The 19,485-nt window shown below is 31.2% G+C and carries 14 protein-coding genes; all 14 read right to left on the bottom strand.

The features are described from left to right. Positions 1 to 3: 3 nt before the first annotated feature. Genes Y592_RS08770 through Y592_RS08705 form a run of 14 tightly spaced genes read right to left on the bottom strand, consistent with a single transcriptional unit; the run spans position 4 to position 19,484 of the window. Complete coding sequence (locus Y592_RS08770; RefSeq protein ID WP_075666599.1) at positions 4 to 1,062, bottom strand: BMP family lipoprotein; 1,059 nt, start codon at positions 1,060 to 1,062, stop codon at positions 4 to 6. A gap of 10 nt (positions 1,063 to 1,072) precedes the next feature. Then, positions 1,073 to 2,389 (bottom strand): ribosome biogenesis GTPase Der, encoded by a 1,317-nt coding sequence (der, locus tag Y592_RS08765; RefSeq protein WP_075666598.1) that lies wholly within the window; start codon positions 2,387 to 2,389, stop codon positions 1,073 to 1,075. Then, on the bottom strand, positions 2,358 to 4,790 hold the full coding sequence (locus Y592_RS08760) for a bifunctional 4-hydroxy-3-methylbut-2-enyl diphosphate reductase/30S ribosomal protein S1 (protein WP_075666597.1): 2,433 nt from the start codon (positions 4,788 to 4,790) through the stop codon (positions 2,358 to 2,360). Before Y592_RS08760 ends, der begins: the two co-directional genes overlap by 32 nt. Next, positions 4,763 to 5,431, bottom strand: coding sequence for a (d)CMP kinase (cmk, locus tag Y592_RS08755; RefSeq protein ID WP_075666596.1), 669 nt, complete (start codon positions 5,429 to 5,431; stop codon positions 4,763 to 4,765). The genes Y592_RS08760 and cmk overlap by 28 nt, the downstream gene beginning before the upstream one ends. Before the next feature lie 8 nt (positions 5,432 to 5,439). Further along, a complete protein-coding gene (locus Y592_RS08750; protein WP_075666595.1) occupies positions 5,440 to 5,772 on the bottom strand; it encodes an STAS domain-containing protein in 333 nt (110 codons plus the stop codon). Continuing rightward, entirely contained in the window at positions 5,753 to 7,498 is a 1,746-nt protein-coding gene (gene aspS / locus Y592_RS08745; protein WP_088368966.1) for an aspartate--tRNA ligase, read from the bottom strand. Before aspS ends, Y592_RS08750 begins: the two co-directional genes overlap by 20 nt. 5 nt (positions 7,499 to 7,503) lie before the next feature. Next, entirely contained in the window at positions 7,504 to 8,154 is a 651-nt protein-coding gene (gene fsa / locus Y592_RS08740) for a fructose-6-phosphate aldolase (protein WP_075666593.1), read from the bottom strand. A 20-nt stretch (positions 8,155 to 8,174) separates the two neighbouring features. Next, a complete protein-coding gene (locus Y592_RS09175) occupies positions 8,175 to 10,325 on the bottom strand; it encodes a carbohydrate ABC transporter permease (protein WP_075666592.1) in 2,151 nt (716 codons plus the stop codon). A 10-nt stretch (positions 10,326 to 10,335) separates the two neighbouring features. After that, the gene (locus tag Y592_RS08730; protein WP_075666591.1) at positions 10,336 to 11,622 is read right to left on the bottom strand and encodes a carbohydrate ABC transporter permease; all 1,287 of its coding nucleotides are present in this window, start codon (positions 11,620 to 11,622) and stop codon (positions 10,336 to 10,338) included. 10 nt (positions 11,623 to 11,632) lie between these two features. Then, positions 11,633 to 13,012 carry an ATP-dependent protease ATPase subunit HslU gene (gene hslU / locus Y592_RS08725; protein ID WP_075666590.1) on the bottom strand — a complete coding sequence of 460 codons (1,380 nt, stop codon included), beginning with the start codon at positions 13,010 to 13,012 and terminating at the stop codon, positions 11,633 to 11,635. A gap of 10 nt (positions 13,013 to 13,022) precedes the next feature. Beyond that, positions 13,023 to 14,015, bottom strand: a complete 993-nt coding sequence (locus Y592_RS08720; protein ID WP_075666589.1) for an HD-GYP domain-containing protein — start codon at positions 14,013 to 14,015, stop codon at positions 13,023 to 13,025. After that, positions 14,012 to 15,253, bottom strand: a complete 1,242-nt coding sequence (locus Y592_RS08715) for a M16 family metallopeptidase (RefSeq protein WP_075666588.1) — start codon at positions 15,251 to 15,253, stop codon at positions 14,012 to 14,014. The genes Y592_RS08720 and Y592_RS08715 overlap by 4 nt, the downstream gene beginning before the upstream one ends. 14 nt (positions 15,254 to 15,267) lie before the next feature. Then, a complete protein-coding gene (locus tag Y592_RS08710) occupies positions 15,268 to 17,364 on the bottom strand; it encodes a polyribonucleotide nucleotidyltransferase (protein WP_075666587.1) in 2,097 nt (698 codons plus the stop codon). Between the two features lie 11 nt (positions 17,365 to 17,375). After that, a complete protein-coding gene (locus Y592_RS08705) occupies positions 17,376 to 19,484 on the bottom strand; it encodes a TIM-barrel domain-containing protein (protein WP_075666586.1) in 2,109 nt (702 codons plus the stop codon). Position 19,485 lies beyond the last annotated feature (1 nt).

Raw genomic sequence — 19,485 nt, 5'->3', positions numbered from 1 at the left:
CGTTTAAAACTTAATTTTTATTTTCATTCCATTAAGCTCTTCTTCAGATGATGGAATTATAAATTCTTCTTTTTTTATTAAACTTATTAGATATTCTATCTCACAAATCAAACTATCAGGAACTATCCCTTTGGTAAATATCATATTGCTAATTCCTTCACCATTTTCTTTTATTCCCAATTCCGTATTTCCAGGCGCCCATTCTCCATTATACGCCATTTTAACAGCTAAATAACTTGCAACATCAACCCTTTTAATAGCACTTGCTAAAATATAGCCAGGTGCTTGTGGCCCTTGCTCAACATCACCACCTAACATAAAATAACCGCCATTTTCGTAGAAATAATCAATCAAGTCTTTTAAATTATCCGATTTTACTAATTTTTGATCCTCTTCTTTGACTGCTTCAATAATTCCTAATGCGGTTCCTCCACAAGCTTGTTGAATAATATCTACTTTTTCACTAATTAATGCCTGCGCCAATTCTTTTCCTTTTTTTGGATCTGTGAATGAATTTGCATACACAACTTTCACTTCAACATTTGTGTTATGAATTTGATTGAATGCTTTAACTCCCGCCCTAAATCCAATTTCATATCTCTTCACAGGTGGAATAGGAATTCCACCAATAATCGCAACTTTTCCAGTTCTTGTCATTCCAGCAGCAAGATATCCAGTTAAAAAACTACCCTCTTGTTCTTTAAATGTAAATGTCATAACATTTGAAAGTTCTGTACCGTTATCAAAATCTATTCCAACAAAATATGTTTCAGGATACTGTTGCGCAACTTTATAAAACGCATCAGACATTAAATAACCTACAGCGAAAACTACATCTGCTTGTTCTGCTGCCTTACTTAAATTACTTACGTAATCTCCTTGTTCCTTTGACTGTATAACTTCATACTCAATGCCAAGCTCCTCACACGCTTTAACAATACCAGACCAAGTTCCATCCATAAAAGATCCATCGCCTAATCCCCCGATATCCGTTACCATTATAACCTTAAAAGAAAACACACTTATAGATAATAAAATCCCAAGTAATATAATCTTCTTCATAATATCCCCCCTAATGCCTATTTTTGAATTTCAAAAATATAGGTGCCCCATTGAAAGGATAGACATTCTCGCGAATAGTATTTCTAATACTATTTTGATAAAATTCTGGAACTTTTTTCCCATTTGTAAAAAATAAGAATGTTGGAGGTCTTACGTCTACCTGCACACCATAAAATATCTTTAAACCTCTTGGTGGTGGTGAAAACATAACCATTCTCTGTATAGCAGCATTTACCGCACTTGTATTAACTCTGTAATTTAACGAAGTATATGCTTCATTAATTGCGCCTATTAATTTTTTTATTCCTTTGTTTTTTGCAGCACTTACAAATACCACAGGACTATAATTAATAAAATATAACTTTTCATTAAAATGTTCAATAAACTCTGTTTTTCTAAAATTAAAATTCTTCACAAGATCTATCTTATTAAAAACAACAACAGTTGCCTTTCCTCTATTTTCAGCAATCCCTGCTATTCTTTGATCTTGGTGTGTGATACCTTCGATGGCATCTATAACTAACACAACAACATCGGCTAATTCAACACTTCTTATAGCCCGCACATTACTGTACATATCAATACTTTTGTATTCAACTCTAGATTTTCTTCTTAACCCCGCTGTATCAATAAATAGATATTTTTGGCCATTAAATTCTATTAACTCATCAATTGCATCTCTTGTTGTACCAGGTATAGGAGTAACAAGTACTCTTTCTTTGTTTAATATACTATTAAATAATGTTGATTTTCCCGCATTTGGTCTTCCAATTAACGCTACCCTAATTATAGAATCATTATTATTATCTTCTTCACTTAAATTTTTTCCTTTTTCTTCCAACTTCTCAATGATTTTTTCAACTAAATTATCGATATTTTTTCCTTGTTCTGCTGAAACAAATATTGGTTCACCAAATCCTAAGCTATAAAAATCCGATAAATTTACCAAAACTTTTTTTTCATTTTCAGATTTATTAACCACCAACAATACATCAGAATTTGATTTTCTCAAAAAATCCGCAAGATGATAGTCTTCAGAGGTTAATCCATTTTTTCCATCAAGCACAAACAAAACGAGATCTCCTTCTTTCAACATATCCAAAGTTAAATTTTTTAACTTAGAAGATATGATATCTTCTGGTCTCTCGAAAATTCCACACGTATCTATTAATCTAAAAGATTTTCCAAAATAAGAGACGCGGTCACTAACCGCATCTCTTGTAACACCTTCTTTATTATCTACAATTGATTTTTTCCTACCTATTAATTTATTAAAAAGCGTTGATTTTCCAACATTACTCTTCCCTACTATCAAAACTGTTGCCATTTTTTACCTTCCTTTCAATGGAACTAAATCTTTCCTTCTCAGCTTCATTGTTTATTTCTTCTATTAAAGACTCACTTACTTTTTCTTTCTCGCTTGCAATAATCCTTAAAATTTCTACGTCTTCCTTAATACCAATAATCTTTACTTCTAATTCATCTCCTATATTGACAGTTGAATCCACATCCGACTTTGGAATGTAAATTTCAACATTTTCAATAACACCAATATACCCTTTTTTCAATTCCTTCGTTAATTTAACTTTTACCACATCTCCTACTTTGTAGTTTTCTTTGAACAGTTTCCACGGATTTTGTTCCACCCTTTTTACGCTTAATTTTATTTTTCTATTCTCTTTATCAAGTTCTGTCACAACGGCCTTTACCTTTTCACCTTCGGCTACGACTTCATTTGGAGTTCTTATGTATTTCCATGAGATTTCCGAAATAGGACAATATCCACTTACTCCTTCTTCAATATCTATTATTATTCCTTTCTCAAAAATAACTCTAACAACACCAGTCACAACATTTCCAACTGGATATTTTTCCTCAATACTTTCCCATGGATCTCCCTTTACTTCTTTATAACTTAACTTTATTCTCTTGTTTTCTTTATCCACCTCTTTTACAACTAATTTCACAAAATCTCCTTCAGAAATTAACTCTTTTAAATTTCCTCTTCTTCCCCAAAATACATCATCAATATGGACAAATCCATCAATACCTGGTTCAAGATTTACAAAAAACCCATATGGCATTATCTTCTTCACTTTCCCACTAACCACTTCTCCTACTTTATACTTTCTCTCAACACTATTCCACGGATTTGGAAGTAATTCCTTTAAACTCAAGATTATCTTTTTTCTTTCCGGAACAATTTCTTTTAAATATAATTTAACACTTTGCCCTTCACTTAATACATCATAAGCATTTACTTCATTATCATAAGAAATTTCCGAATTTGGCAATAATCCTTCAATACCTTCGCTAATTCTAATAAACGCTCCAAACTTTTCAATTTTTTTCACTATACCTTCAACAATATCTCCATTTTTTCTCTCATTGAAAAATTTTTTCACTTGTTCTTCCACTAATACCTTTCTTGAAAGTACAACATTTAATCTTCTTTTATTTTCAAATTTTATAATCTTAAACTCACATTTGTATTCAGGTATATTATCATCAAATATCATAGATTCACTCTTTGGTAAAAATGCTTCTAAAACATTATCAATTAATACCTTATATCCTCCTTTAACTTTTGAGATAATCTTTCCTGTAACTTTTTCGCCTTTTTCAAACTTTTCCTTTAAAATTCTTCTAATTTTTTTCAAATAGATTCTCTTCTCTGATAAATATGCTGTACCATTTTCTTCATCTTTTTTTAACAATAATAATGTGATTTTATCACCAATATTATATTCTTCCAAATCTTTTACAAGTTCATTAGAATTTACAATCCCTTCACCTTTCCAACCAAAATCTACAAAAAGTTCAGTATCACTTTTTCTTAAAACAGTTGCTTCTACCTCTTCTCCCCTTCTAACATCTGTGTACAAATACTCTTCTAAAAGTTTTTCAAAATTTCCATCCATTTGCAGCATCCCTCCTAATATTTTTAATCTCTCTACCACTTTATCAACTAACTCTTTTGGTGTAGATGTACCACTTATTATTCCAACTTTTTTAACCCCCTTGGGTATAAATTCTATCTCTTCAGGAAATTCAATATGAATAGCATTGGTATATTTTTTAGCAATTTTATAAAGCTTAGTTGTATTAGAACTGTGTTTTCCACCAACAATAACCATCAAATCCACAATTTTTGATAATTGTTGCGTTTCAATCTCTCTATCATATGTTATATTACATATACTATTTATTACTTTAAACTCTTCAAACTTAGACATTTCTTTTACTTTTCCCGCAAAAAGATTAAAATCTGAATATGACATGGTAGTTTGGCTTGCAACAGCTATTCTCTTTCCTACAACCATTACAGGCTCCTTTGTAATGATAGCATCAGTACAATAACTCTTTAGCGCCTTCATCTCTGGATGTTCTTTTTTTCCAAAAACAACCACTTTATACCCCTCTTCTTCCAACTTTGAAACAGTTTTAAATAAATTTTTAACAATCCTACACGTAAGATCTTCTATTTTGTATTTTTTATTTAATTTTTCAATCTCATATTTGGGTAGTCCATGTGCTCTAACTAAAAAAACATCTCCAGAAGTTTTTGACAAACCCAAATCATTTAATTCTTTCATAACAAATTTGTTGTGAACTATATCATCATCCGTCCAGACACTTACGCCACTCTTTAAAAGAGTCTTGGCCCTATTTACTGCGTATTCTACTCCAAAACAAAAACCTACTCCCTTTGCCACAATAATTTGCATTTTTCTTTAACCACCTCTAATATCTTTTGAACTACTTCTTCAATGGAAAACTTCGTTGAATCTATTAATATAGCATCTTTGGCCTTTCTCAAAGGTGCGACATTCCTTTCAGAGTCTTGTTTATCTCTTAATTTTATTTCATTTAACACCTGCTCGTATGTTACTTTTACTCCCTTTTCTGTCAACTCCTTAAACCTTCTTTTCGCTCTAGCTTCTTGTGTGGCAACAAGAAATATCTTTACTTCTGCATCTGGTAAAACAACAGTTCCAATATCTCTTCCTTCCACTACTATATTTTCATTTTCCGCAATCTCTCTTTGAAGCTTTGTAAGATATCTTCTTACAATTTCGTTTTTAGCATATTTAGAGGCATAAATTCCAACCTCAGGTGTTCTAATTTCATCACCAACTTTTTTTCCATTAAGAAAAAAATCTCCATCCGAAAAAGATAACTTTAATTCTTTTAATTTGTTTTCTATTTCTTCATCATTACTAACATCACTTTTCTCCAAATACAATCCAACAATTCTATACATAGCCCCAGTATCCAAGTAAAAGATACCTAAAGTTTTCGCAAGTAATTTTGCAATAGTCGTCTTTCCAGAACCAGCTGGTCCATCTATTGCTATTCTACATGGCATTCTATCACCTAAATTTCTTCAATACTTGAAATAATATTAAATACCTTATCTAATCTTGTCATTTCAAAAACTCTCATAACAGACTGTTTTGGAGACATTAAATACAACAATTTATTATTCATTCTTGCATCTTTTAAAATTGCAACCAAGCTCCCCAAACCTGCACTATCTATGTAATTTACTTCAGAAAGATCAATGATAATCTTTTCTTTATCTGATGAAATCATTTTTTCTCTAATTTCCTTCTTTATATCTGCCGAATGATATGCATCAATATCTCCATATACTTTAGCAATTAATGCCTTTTCTTCATTTGAAAATTCAACCTTCGTGCTCCTCATTTTCTATACCTCCTTTATGAATTTCAATTGACAATTCCTTTAATTGTTTTTCTTCAACAAATGACGGTGCACCTGTAAGTTGACATGTCCCACTTGTAGTCTTTGGAAACGCAATAACATCTCTTATTGAATTAACACCAGCAGCAATTGAAACCATCCTGTCAAAACCAAATGCTATTCCTCCATGCGGTGGAACTCCGAAATTTAATGCGTTTAAGAAAAAACCAAATTTTTCGTTGGCCTCTTCTTCAGTTAAACCTATTATTTCAAAAACTTTTTTCTGAATATCACTATCATGTATCCTTATACTTCCTCCGCCTACTTCCGTTCCATTAATTATCATATCATATGCATAAGCTTTTATTTCATCTAATTTTTGTTCCAAATTTTTAGGCATTGTAAATGGATGATGCCTTGCTACATAACGATTTTCCTCATCGTCCCATTCTAAAAATGGAAAATCAACTATCCATAGTGCATCATACCCTTCTTCCAACTCTTTAAAATATTCTTTTCCAATTTTTAATCTTAACGAACCAAGTGCACCATTAAGCACTTCTTTATCATCATAAGCCGCAAGTAATACCACTTGTTCTTTTTTTAATTTAAACTTTTCTACAATTTTTTCGTAATTTTTCAACAAAAACTTCGCTGTCGGTGATACTATTTTATCTTCAACTTTAAACCACAATAATCCACCTAAGCCTAATTGCTTTACATATTCTTCAAATTCAGATGCTATCTTTCGACTAATAGGAATACTTGTAATAAATCCTTTAACGTATCCACCATTTTCTATTACATTTTTTATTACCCTAAAATCTGTTTCTTTAAAATATTCTGTAAAGTCAACAAGCTCCATTCCATATCTTCTGTCTGGTTTATCACTACCGTATTTATCCATTGCTTCATCGTATGTTAATCTATCAAACTTTTCCGGTAACCTTATTCCTACACTTTTAAAAACTTCTCTTGCAAAGTTTTCCATTAAACACAAAATATCTTCCATTTCCATAAAAGACATTTCAATGTCAATTTGAGTAAACTCAGGTTGTCTATCTGCTCTTAAATCTTCGTCTCTAAAACACCTTGCAAATTGATAGTACCTATCAAAACCCGAAACCATTAAAAGCTGTTTAAATAACTGAGGTGATTGAGGCAAAGCATAAAATTTTCCCATTTGTAGTCTAGAAGGCACAAGAAAGTCCCGAGCTCCTTCGGGAGTACTTTTAGTTAAGTATGGTGTTTCAATTTCAACAAAACCATGTTCATTCAAAAAATTTCTTGCAGTTTGCGCCATTTTGTGTCTAATTATTAAATTACTTTGCATTTCACCATTTCTCAAATCTATATATCTATACTTTAACCTTAAATCTTCAGAAACCTTTTCTCCTGGATAAAATGGTGGTATCTCTGCTTTAGACAAAACATTTATTTCTTCAACATCTATTTCTATTTCACCAGTTGGCGTGTCTGTTTTCGTTTCATTTGGCCTTTCCAATACTTTTCCTTTCACTTGAATTACCCATTCCCTACCTAGCTCTTGAGAAACTTTATACGCTGATGAATTGGGACTTACCACCAATTGTGTTTTCCCATACCTATCTCTTAAAATTATAAATTTTATTCCTCCAAGATCTCTTATACGCTCTATCCATCCAGCAAGTACTACTTTTTCTCCTTTATTTTTAATTGTTAATTCTCCACAATTATGCGTCCTATACAAAATCCTCACCTTCCTGTTTGATATTTTTTCCAATCATCTAAAAATCTCTTAATACCTATTTCCGTCATAGGGTGATGAAACAACTTTTCAAGAACATTAAAAGGAATTGTAACAACATCTGCTCCCATTAATGCAGATTCTAAAACATGTTTGGGGTGTCTTACACTTGCAACAATTACTTCAGTTTCAAAACCATAATTAGAATATATGGTAATAATCTCATCAACAATTCCCATTCCATCATTAGCTATATCATCCATTCTTCCTACAAATGGACTAACATAAGTAGCACCAGCTTTTGCCGCAAGCAATGCTTGATTTGCACTAAAAACTAGTGTAACATTAGTTTTTATACCTTCTGCTGATAAAATCTTAACAGCTTTTAACCCATCAGGGGTCATAGGAATTTTTACAACAACGTAATCATCAATTTTTGCAAGTTCCCTTGCTTCTTTTACCATTTCTTGCCAATCCAATGAAACTACTTCAGCAGAAACAGGCCCTCGAACGATCTGACATATCTCTTTAATAGTTTCCTTAAAAGGAGTACCAGCTTTTGCAATTAATGTAGGATTTGTTGTCACTCCATCAACTAATCCCCATTCCACTCCCTTTTTTATCTCGTCAATCTTTGCTGTATCGAGAAAAATCTTCATTTCATTCCCTCCTTTTTCAATTATTTTAATCCTGTTCTTGCAATTCCTCTAACAAAGTGCTGTTGTGTGAATAAGAATAACAATATAACTGGTAGTATCGAAAATGTTGCTGCAGCCATTAATTGATTATAAAGTGTTCCAACATCCGAACTAAAATTTTGCAATCCAACTGGAAGAGTTCTATACTTATCAGAATTTGTAACTATTAATACCCATAAAAATCCATTCCAGCTTCCGACAAATTTCAACAAAGCACCGGTAATAATTACAGGTTTACTTAATGGTACCACAATTTTCCATAAAAACTTCCAATGAGAACAACCATCAATCTTAGAAGCATCAAATAATTCTCTTGGAATTGCTAAAAAATGCTGTCTCATTAAGAATATAGCAAATACACTTACAATCCAAGGAATTATTAATGCATAATACGTATCTATCCACCCAAACTTAGAAATGGTTATAAAGTTTGGAACAAGTAATACCTCACCCGGAACCATCATTGTAGCTAAAAAGATTCCAAATATTAAATTTTTCCCAGGGAAATTCATCCAAGAAAATGCATAAGCCGCCATTGATGCAAGTATTACTTCAAGCACTGTTGTTGCAGTTGCCACAAAAACCGTATTTAAGTAATATCTTCCAAATGGAGCTGAATTCCAAGCATCAACATAATTTTGAAAAACATTCTTTATAACCTCTCCAAAAGAAAATTTCAAGCTTACCATCTTTAAATTATCATCACTAAGGTATATAGGTGAAACATTTGAGAGTTCAATTTCTATTACTTCCCCATTTTTAACTCTAATGTTTTTAACAAATTCTGGAGCTTTTATTATTTTCCATGCATTCATTGAGTTATTGTAAACTCTTCTTACCTCATCAACATAATCCGTATACAACATTAATTCCTTTAAGAATTTATCTAAATTCCTTATCCTAGATGATATGTTTTCCAACTTAGAAATAAATATTTTATAAGTATTACTATCTTTTAATCTTTCATCAGACACATATTTTAAATCGTTAAAATTACCGCCTTTAAGAATATCTGTATAATCTATATTCTTTTCAATCAAAAGATTTTTATAACTTACTATTAAACTTTTTAAACTATTAAGTTGTGAAATACTAATGGCATATTCATTCATAAAATATTTGTCAACTTTTTTGGAAAATTTTTCAGGTAGATCCTTTAGATCTTTTTCGCTTAATATCTCCTCTAATATTGGATTGTCAATTTTTGAAATCTCATTTTTCAAAAGCTCATATTTCTCGTCTTTTGACATTACTTTTGCAACTATTGAAGAGTTTACAACTTTACTTTGAATATTCTTAAAATAATCGTATACTTTTAAATAAAACTCCAAAATTTTTATTTCTGATTTTATAACATCTACTACTTTATTGTTATAAACCTTATTTAAAACATTCTCTCCATTGTAATTTAAATCTAAACTGGATAAAATATCATAAATATTCTTTATTTCATCATTTTCCAATACCAAATATTTCCCCGCTTTATATTTTTTTATTATCTCTTTTGTTGAAAATAATTGTTCCTTCATTGAATTTAAAAATATTTTAAATTTTTCTTGTTCACTTTTATCTTTTATTCTTCTATTAACAAACTTGGAAATTAAATTTATTCCAGAAATTGCAGAGTCAAATTTCCCAGTCAAATTTGAAATATATTCTAATCTATTAAAATACGGTTTTGAACCACTATTAAAGTACAAAAAAACTTCTTCAAAAAAATTTTCAGGTGTATCATATTGTATTTCTATGGGAATATCTACATTTTTCAACCAATTTTGAAATTGCGAATTGGATAATCTTTCTATATAATCAAATCCTTTTATATCTATGGTTAATACTCCTCTATAGAATGGATCATCTTCTACTGAAATGTTTAAAACATTGTCCTCTTCTTTTGAAGAGGTAAAACTTAAAGCTTCGCTCAAACTAATACCCTTTAAAGTCCTTACTGCACCTATTTTTGTTTCAACTTTAACATCTCTTTTGCTGAAAAAGTTCTTGGTATACCATTTTGGAGGCCATTGTTGAACTTCACTAGGCATTTTAAAAGATGTTATTATCATCCATGCAAAAGGCATAATCATTACAACAAAACCTATTGAAAGTAATAAATATATTATCAACTTCTTCATCACTTTCACCTCACGATACGTATTCTACAACTTTATTCCCAACTTTATATTGGATTGCAGTAAATATCAATATAACCGCAAATAATAAATATGCAGCTGCACTGGCAATTCCCATTCTCTGTTGCCTATAAAATAAATCAAATACATAATACACCATTGTCATACCACTATTATTGTACGGACCAGGTAACCCGTCATATAAAACATAAACTTGTGCAAAAACCTTAAAAGCACCAATCATTGAAACAATTAATAGGAAAAACGTAGTCGGTGAAAGTAAAGGCCACGTAATTTTTGAAAATTTTTGCCAAGAATTTGCACCATCAACCTCTGCTGCCTCGTAATAAAATTGATCAATATTTTGAAGTCCAGCCAAGAAAATAATTGCATCATAACCTATCTGCTTCCAGATTGATACAATCGCAATAGTTGGAATTGTCCACTTTTCATCTTTTAACCACCTTATTCCTTCTATATTAAACCAAGATAAAAAGTAATTCAAAAGTCCAAACTCGTCATTAAAAATCCACTTCCAAACCAATGAGACTGCAACTACGGATGTAACAAAAGGAATGAAATAACTCGTTCTAAAAAACACTCTAAATCTTACATTTGAATTTAATAAAACGGCTACTATCAACGATAACAAAAGTGTTATAGGAACTGTTAAAATAACGTAATAAAACGTATTAACTAAAGCTTTCATAAACAAATTCTTATCCTTTGCATCCATAAAAAACATAAATAATCCATTTTGATTAAATTTACTTGTTTCAAGCAAAACATACACAACAATTATAGCCGAAACATTAATCCAAGCAAATTTTTTAAATAATTTCGTCAAACTTTTGTTTTTTAAATTCAAAAATAAAACTACAGCTAAAACTATATCTAAAAACAAAATAAAGGAATTCAATTTAAAAAATATTAAAAATGCCCATACAATAGCAAAAATATTAACAAAAAATATAGTAACCTTCTTATCTTTCCAAATTCTCACAAAAGCATAAACCGTAAAAACTAAAATTATAGAAAGAAAAATATATGAAATAGAATAAACTAACCCCTCCAAAAAAGAAAATTTTGGAGGATAGTTATACTCAAAAATTTTTAAATAGTTATCAAAACCACTAAAATAAGGGGTTTTCATGTTTCTAAAATCCCACTTAAAAAAACTTAAAACAAACGAAAAACCTACAGGCCAAAAAACAAATATACCTAACACAATTAACGATGGCAACAAAAATAAATATGCCAAAACTGACTCTTTTAGTCTTTTTTTAGCAGATGCCTTCACTTTCTCCCTCCTATAGTATATACGAAGTTAAATCTTCATCTTCTATTATATCCTTCAATTTTTTATTAACAAAGTCTTTGTCTACGACAATTCTTTCTTCTATGTCTGGTGCTTCAAATAAAACGTCTTCAAGTATCTTTTCAAGTACTGTATACAATCTCCTTGCACCAATATTTTCCAATTTTTGGTTCAATTTATACGATACCTTTGCTATTTCTCTTACACCATCTTCAGTAAACTCCAAATGTACTCCTTCAGTATAAAGCAACGCTTGATATTGTTTAGTTAAGGCGTTTTCCGGTTCAATTAAAATTCTTACAAAATCATTTTCAGTCAATGGTTCAAGTTCCACCCTTATTGGAAACCTTCCTTGCAATTCTGGTATAAGATCCGAAGGTTTTGAAACATGGAAAGCTCCTGCGGCTATAAATAATATAAAGTCTGTTTTAACAGGTCCATATTTTGTAGTTATAGTCGTTCCCTCTACTATTGGCAAAAGATCTCTTTGTACACCTTGTCTTGAAATATCTTGCCCTCCCCCAGATGTTTTTACCGCAATTTTATCCATTTCATCTATAAATACAATTCCCCTATTTTGAGCAAGTTCTAATGCTTCTTGAACTGTCTCATCCATATCAATAAGTTTTTCTTCTTCTATTGGTAATAGCACTTTTTTAGCATCAGAAATTTTCATCTTTCTTCTTTTCTTCTGTTTTGGAAAAATATTCCCCAAAACATTTGATAAATCCATTCCAATATCCTCCATTTCAGGAAGACCTATAAAACCTATTGGAGAATTTCCAGTTTCAATTTCTATTTCGATCTCATTATTATCAAGTTCTCCATTTCTCAACTTTTTTCTTAACTCTTCCCTTTTACCTCTAAAATCTACATTTTCCTCTACAGTTTGAGTTTTTTCCAATTGCATCCCAAAAATATTTGCAAATGGGATTTGTGTTTTTTTTGCACTTGGTAAAATGGCATCTAAAATCCTTTCCTCGACATTTCTTTTAGCTTTTTCTTCAACTTCCTTCATTTTCTTTTGTTTTACCATGTTTACAGCTATTTCGACTAATTCCCTAATCATTGAATCAACATTTTTTCCAACATATCCAACTTCAGTAAATCTTGTTGCTTCAACCTTTAAAAATGGGGAACCAGAAAGTTGAGCCAATCTTCTTGCTATTTCTGTTTTACCAACACCAGTAGGCCCAATCATTAAAATATTTTTAGGAGTTATTTCTTTTTTCCATTCATCTGGTAATTTTTGTCTACGAATTCTATTTCTTATAGCAATAGCAACAGCTTTTTTAGCTTCATTTTGTCCCACAATAAACTTATCTAGTTCATTCACAATTTGTTTTGGAGTTAATCTATCAAAATTTTTCATGGTTTCCCTCCTAATTAATTACTTTCTTTATATATATCTTCTCCTTTACTATATCAAGTAACCTACCATTGGCTTTTACCAAAGGAATAAGGCCAGATAAAACTTTCACTACAATACCTCTTTCTCCGTTACTTAACTCTACCACCGTTCCAGTAGGATATATACCAACATATTGTACAAATTTTGAAACTATATTTGGATCAAACATTTTTCCAGAATTTGAAATTATAAATTTTACTGCCTCATACGGAGAAAAAGCTTTTCCAGGAAAATCTTTACTAATAAGCGTATCGTACGCATCAGCTATTGAAAGTATTCTTGCAAAAACCGGAATGGATGTTCCCTTTAAATTTCGCGGATATCCTTTTCCATCAAATCTTTCATGGTGATGCAATATTGAAAGCAAAACATCATCATTCATATTAAAATGTTTTCTCAACATTCCCGTTGCTTTTATTGGATGAGTATCATAGTATTCTATTATATCACGAACGGGTTTTTCGTGTGCAACATCATGTAAAATTGCAGAAATTATAAGTTTATTCAATGTTTCATCATCAAACCCCAAACTAATCCCAATAATGGAAGATATTACACCGGTATTTATAGCATGTCTTGCCAAAGGTTTTTGATCTTTCCTAATTAAATTAAGAATCTTTTCGTTGTATTTTTCAAGAACTTTTTTCATAATTTCCTCTGAGTGTTTAACTACTTTTTTTACATTTAATTCTCCATTCTTTACCTCTTCAAAGGTATTGGATAAATCTTTAGATAAGTTATCATATAATTCCATATCAATTGTTGGTTCTATATCCTCAGAGGTTAGTACTTCTTCTACATAAATTGGAAGAATACTAACTCCACGGTTTTTTAAAAGATATATATCCCCTTCTTTTAATACAGAACCTTCCTTTATCAATATTATAAACCCCGAAGGATCATAAACATCCTCACCAACAATTTCACCTGGTTCAACTAATTCAATATTTTTCCATATAATCAAAAGAATTCCCCCCTAAAATTTAGATTATTTAACTTTTTGGGAGAAACATAAAATAACGACCACCGTTGAGTGAAAAGTTTTTCAAAAACATCTTCTATTTCCTTTTTTTGTATAGTCTTAATTCTTTTAATAATATCTATCGGAAGTTCAGGAGTAACATCATTCGCTAAATATTCAATTATCAAATTTGTAATAGTTGAAGTACTCTCAGTTGAAAGTTCTAACTTTCCAATCATCCGTTTTTTTCCGTAATTGAACATATCATCAGTCAATTTAAAATTCCTTATAACCTCAAACATTCTTCTTACAAACTTTTCAACTTTTTCTAGAGACACAGCCGCATAAATATTAAAAATTCCCCAATTTTTTTGCGAAAGATTCGTAGAAAATATATCATAAACCAATCCTTCTTTTTCCCTTATTTCCTCAAAAAAATACGAACTCATACCACTACTTAATATTGTATTCAAAACTATCATTGGATATCTTTCATGCTCTTCAAGTGAAAATCCCTTTGTTACGTATAATATGTGAACTTGTTTTGCATTTTTCATTACCTTTCCTTCCAAAATCCCATGATTTATATCACTTTTGTGTTTCACGGTTCTAATAAAATTTCCGTCCACTTTTTCAAGTTCATTAACTATTCTATCCAATACCTTTCTATCTACATAACCAACTATTATTACTTTAACATTATACGGTGTATAAAATTCTTCATGAAATCTCTTAATATCATCTAACAATATATTTTTAATAGTTTCTTCTGTGCCGATTACCGTTTTAGAATGCGGTCCTCTTAATCCCCTTTGATACATCAAATCAAACAAATTACTCATGGGATCCTCTTTGTGAGAAAGATACTCTTGATAAATTATGCTTCTCTCTAACTCTAAATCTTCATCCTTAAAATTTGGATAAAAAACTATTTCCTTTAGCGCATCAAATGCATCAAATAAAGTAGAAGAAGGGACTTTGGCATAATATACTGTGTTTTCTTTATCTGTCCACGCATTTAACATGCCACCAACTTCTTCAACCATTAATTTTAATTCTTTCATATTATATTTCTTTGTCCCCCTAAAGGACAAATGCTCAATAAAATGGGAAATGCCAGATAGTTCCTCTGGCTCGTACACAGATCCCACTCCAACGTTAAATGCAATAGTAGCAGATCTAACGCCTTCTACAGGATAAAAATATAGTTCAATTCCATTTCTTAAAATCATTTTTTCCATAATTTTCCATCCCTCTATTCTGCTTTTCCCAATTGAATTCTTCCACTATTGTCTATATTAACAACTACTACTTTTATTTGATCTCCTATCTTGTATTTTTTTCTAAATTCCTTTGAATCACTTCCTAATTTACTAGAATGTGCAAGTCCTATTTTTCCAGGCATTAACTCAACAAACAAACCATAAGGTTCAATTCTAGTAACCTTACCTTCAAAAATATCACCCACTTTTATTTCTCTAGTTAATGTTTTTATATATTCAATGGCTTCATTAACTTTCTTTTGATCCTTACCATAAATTGAAACTTTTCCAGTTGTATCATCAATGGATATTTCAACGCCAAATTCTTTAACAATAGATTTAATTACTTTACCGCCAGGACCTATTATTTCTCCAACCTTTATCGGATCTATCTCTATATTAGCAATTAAAGGAGCATAAGGTGATAGGGATTCTCTTGGTTTTTCAATAGTTTTAAACATTATATCCAAAATCTTCATTCTAGCTATTCTTGCCTGTTCTAAAGCTTTTTTAAGTAACTCCTCGCCCACTCCTGCTATTTTACAATCCATCTGAAACGCAGTAATACCATCTTTTGTACCCGTAACTTTAAAATCCATATCTCCCCAATGATCTTCTAAACCTTGAATATCAGTTAAAACAACTGCTTCTCCATCCTCTACGATTAACCCCATTGCAACCCCTGCAACATGTGTTTTTATCGGAACTCCAGCATCCATGAGCGCCAAAGAACCAGAACATACAGTTGCCATTGAAGAAGAACCATTTGATTCCAAAATTTCAGAAACTACACGTATTACATATGGAAAATCATCTTCAGCCGGTGCCACAGCTTTTAGTGCCCTTTCCGCTAAATGGCCATGACCTATTTCTCTTCTTCCAGGGCCTCTTAACGGTTTTACTTCTCCAACGGAAAATGGTGGAAAATTATAATGCAAAATAAAACGTTTTGTTCCTTCTTCCATTATAGTATCAACAATTTGTTCTTCCATTGGAGCACCAAGTGTTACTATTCCCAAACTTTGAGTTTCTCCCCTTGTAAAGAGTGCCGAACCATGAGTCCTTGGCAAAATCCCCACTTCACAAATAATTGGCCTAATATCTTCTGGGCTTCTTCCATCAGCTCTTAATCCTTCCGTAACTATTATTTTCCTCATCAAACTTTTTGCTTTCTCATCAAAATATTCTTTTAAAAGCATTTCTTGAGTTGCTTTTTCCTCTTCATCAACATCAAATTCTTCAAAAATTTTTGAAATAACCTCTTCCTTATACTCTTTTAATCTTTCGGATCTTTCCAATTTTTCTTTGGTTAATAATCTTTCCTTTAATTCTTGCTCTAAAATTAAACTTTCCAACTTTTGAATTAGTTCTTCTTTTGGTTTTGGCTCTTCTATTTCCATCTTTTTAACGCTAATATCTTTCAAAATTTCCTCTTCAAAAGATATTATCTCTTTAATTGCATCATGTGCAACAAGCAATGCTTGCACCATTTCTTCCTCTGAAATCTCCTTTGCTTCTCCCTCCACCATTGTTATCGCATCTTTACTTCCCGCAACTACAATATCTAACCTACTATTTTTTAATTGTTCTTCGGTCGGAAAAACAATAAACTTCCCATCAACATATCCCACTCTTACACCGGCAACAATACCAGTGAACGGTATCTTTGAAAAATTCAAAGCTAGCGAAGATGCAATTATACCAGTAACATCCGGTGGTGTATCAGAATCTACAGATAGTACAGTTACAATTAACTGCACATCATTTCTCAGATATTTTGGAAACAACGGCCTTATTGGTCGATCAATCAATCTTGCTGATAAAATTGCAGATTCAGAAGGTTTACCCTCCCGTTTTATAAACCCACCTGGAATTTTTCCGGCGGCGTAAAATTTTTCTTGATATTCAACGGTTAACGGGACAAAATCAACTCCTTCTATCACTCTATCTGAAATATTTGCAGTAGCTAATACCACACTATCTCCAAATTGAACCCATGCTGAACCTGAAGATTGTTTAGCAACTTTTCCATATTGAACTGTTAATTTTCTTCCAAATAACTCCTTACTCCATTCTTTAAAATCTTTCATCAAAACACCTCCTAAAATTCTAACTCAAACTCATCCAGACCAAACTTTCTGTAAATTTTAAATTTAATTTTCCGTTTCCTATGCAAAAAACCATTTCTTTTAGTTAAAAACTGTACATTTCCTTTATCGTAGACTACTTTGTATAAGTTATATAATCCTTTTTTGTAATTATAACTTTCACCATCATCTTCATACAAATATCCAACAGCTTTATCATTATAAGCTACTACATGCGCAGTTAATACATCGTTATATGAATTTTTCAAGTATTGTACCTCATCTTGCATAAATACAATAGAACCATCCAATATAAAATGCGGAATCTTGCTTAAAGGAGCATCCACAAGATTCCAACCTTTTCTTACAAAAATTTTATTGTTGAAATTTAAAGCTCTCTTAGGCAAATAAACCATTCTTTTTGTCACACCAGGATTATACACAGGCGCAACTAATAATCTTTTTCCAACCATAAACTGATCAAAAACCTGGTAAGATTGTTCATCGTTTTCAAAATGATAAAAAATTGGGGCAATAAGTGGTATATCTTCTAATATTCCTAACATATAGGATGTGTATAAATAGGGGATTAGTTTATACCTATAAACTATCACATCTTTTAATAATTCCTCATATTCTGTATCAAAACTCCAAGGTTCTTGCCTCCTAGTCCCAATAGCTGAATGATTCCTAAACAAAGGCATAAAGACTCCTAACTGCATAAACCTAACTATTAACTCTGGTTCAACATTACCCCCGAATCCTCCAACATCAAATCCAGAGTTAAAAACGCCAACCATCGACAAAGAGTTTATTCTTTGAATTTCTAAAAGTATATGCTCCCACCAACTATGGTTATCCCCAGTCCACACTCCTCCATATCTTTGGACTCCCGAATACGCTGATCTTGTAATTATCAACTTTCTTTTGTTCTTTGGAAAACCTCCAAATGTTGCACGAATCATATTAAAACCATAAACATTTTTCAACTTATAGTGTTTCTTTTCCGAAAGATGTACTATCTCATCTCCTCTTCCCCTTTTTTTTATCTCTCCAATTTCTCCAATTACACTTGCAACCTTTATTCCATCCTCTAATTTTATATTTTTCAATTTTTCTTTTGCATCTTCTATATCTTTTTCACTTGCAAAAATTGCAATCTCATTCATATCATTCCAAAATCCATCTATTCCATCTTCCAAAAGCTTATTAACTTTTCTTGCCCACCATTTTCTAACTTTATTTTCACAAAAATCTGGAAACCTAACACGTCCAGGCCAAACTGCTCCTTCAAAATCTTTCCCTGAAGTATCTTTCAAAAAATATCTATCCTTGGCTTCTTCAAACACTTCATAATTCTTTTCTACTTTAACTCCCGGATCCAAAATTGCCGAAACTTTAAACCCCATATTATGAAGTTTCTCTAACATTAACTTGTAATTGGAAAAATTTTCTTTATTCCAAGTAAAAACCTTATACCCTTCCATATAATCGATATCAAGCCAAATAACATCACATGGTATGTTTTTATCTCTAAATTTCTTTGCAATTTGCAAAACTTCACTTTGAGAAGAATAACTCCATCTACTTTGTTGATATCCCAAACTCCAAAATGGAAAGGCCACATTTTTACCGGTTAAATATAGATATTGCTTTAAGATCTTCTTTACCTTTTCTTCTAAAATAATATATTGATTAAAACCCTCTCCTCTAACTTTAAATTCTATTTCCCCTTTACCTTCACTATCTAGATCAATCTCCATATAACCAGGATAATCTGTAAATATTCCAAATTTCATGTTCTTTGAGATGTAAATAAAAAATGGAAAACTCTTATACAAAGGTTCTGCTCCGGGATGATGAATAAAATCATCCGTATTCCAAAAAATATATCTTCTTCCTTTTCTATTTAAAGGCCCAACTTTATCGCCAAAGCCAAAATAAAAACCTCTTTTTTCCTTTAACTTTATTCTTAATATCAAATATTCTTTTTCGTTTTTTAAAAGACATTCATCGAAAATCACGTTTTTTAAATACTCTTGATCCACTAACTTTACCTTTTTTTCATTTACAACCGCTTCGCTACTTACATCCGGATTTCCATATATCACTTTGTAAATCATC

This window comes from Thermosipho sp. 1070 (genome assembly GCF_001682135.1).
GTDB classification, from domain to species: Bacteria; Thermotogota; Thermotogae; order Thermotogales; family Fervidobacteriaceae; genus Thermosipho; species Thermosipho affectus.
The sequence above is the reverse complement of the archived record's forward strand: the minus strand, read 5'-3'. Positions and strand labels throughout refer to the sequence as shown.

Excerpts from the sequence above, each read along its gene's own strand:
- cmk (WP_075666596.1), bottom strand. The coding sequence starts at position 5,431 with ATGCCATGTAGAATAGCAATAGATGGACCAGCTGGTTCTGGAAAGACG.
- fsa (WP_075666593.1), bottom strand. The coding sequence starts at position 8,154 with ATGAAGATTTTTCTCGATACAGCAAAGATTGACGAGATAAAAAAGGGA.
- Y592_RS08760 (WP_075666597.1), bottom strand. The coding sequence starts at position 4,790 with ATGCAAATTATTGTGGCAAAGGGAGTAGGTTTTTGTTTTGGAGTAGAA.
- Y592_RS08770 (WP_075666599.1), bottom strand. The coding sequence starts at position 1,062 with ATGAAGAAGATTATATTACTTGGGATTTTATTATCTATAAGTGTGTTT.
- Y592_RS08705 (WP_075666586.1), bottom strand. The coding sequence starts at position 19,484 with ATGATTTACAAAGTGATATATGGAAATCCGGATGTAAGTAGCGAAGCG.
- Y592_RS08750 (WP_075666595.1), bottom strand. The coding sequence starts at position 5,772 with ATGAGGAGCACGAAGGTTGAATTTTCAAATGAAGAAAAGGCATTAATT.
- Y592_RS08710 (WP_075666587.1), bottom strand. The coding sequence starts at position 17,364 with ATGAAAGATTTTAAAGAATGGAGTAAGGAGTTATTTGGAAGAAAATTA.
- der (WP_075666598.1), bottom strand. The coding sequence starts at position 2,389 with ATGGCAACAGTTTTGATAGTAGGGAAGAGTAATGTTGGAAAATCAACG.
- Y592_RS09175 (WP_075666592.1), bottom strand. The coding sequence starts at position 10,325 with ATGAAGAAGTTGATAATATATTTATTACTTTCAATAGGTTTTGTTGTA.
- Y592_RS08715 (WP_075666588.1), bottom strand. The coding sequence starts at position 15,253 with ATGGAAAAAATGATTTTAAGAAATGGAATTGAACTATATTTTTATCCT.
- hslU (WP_075666590.1), bottom strand. The coding sequence starts at position 13,012 with ATGAAAAATTTTGATAGATTAACTCCAAAACAAATTGTGAATGAACTA.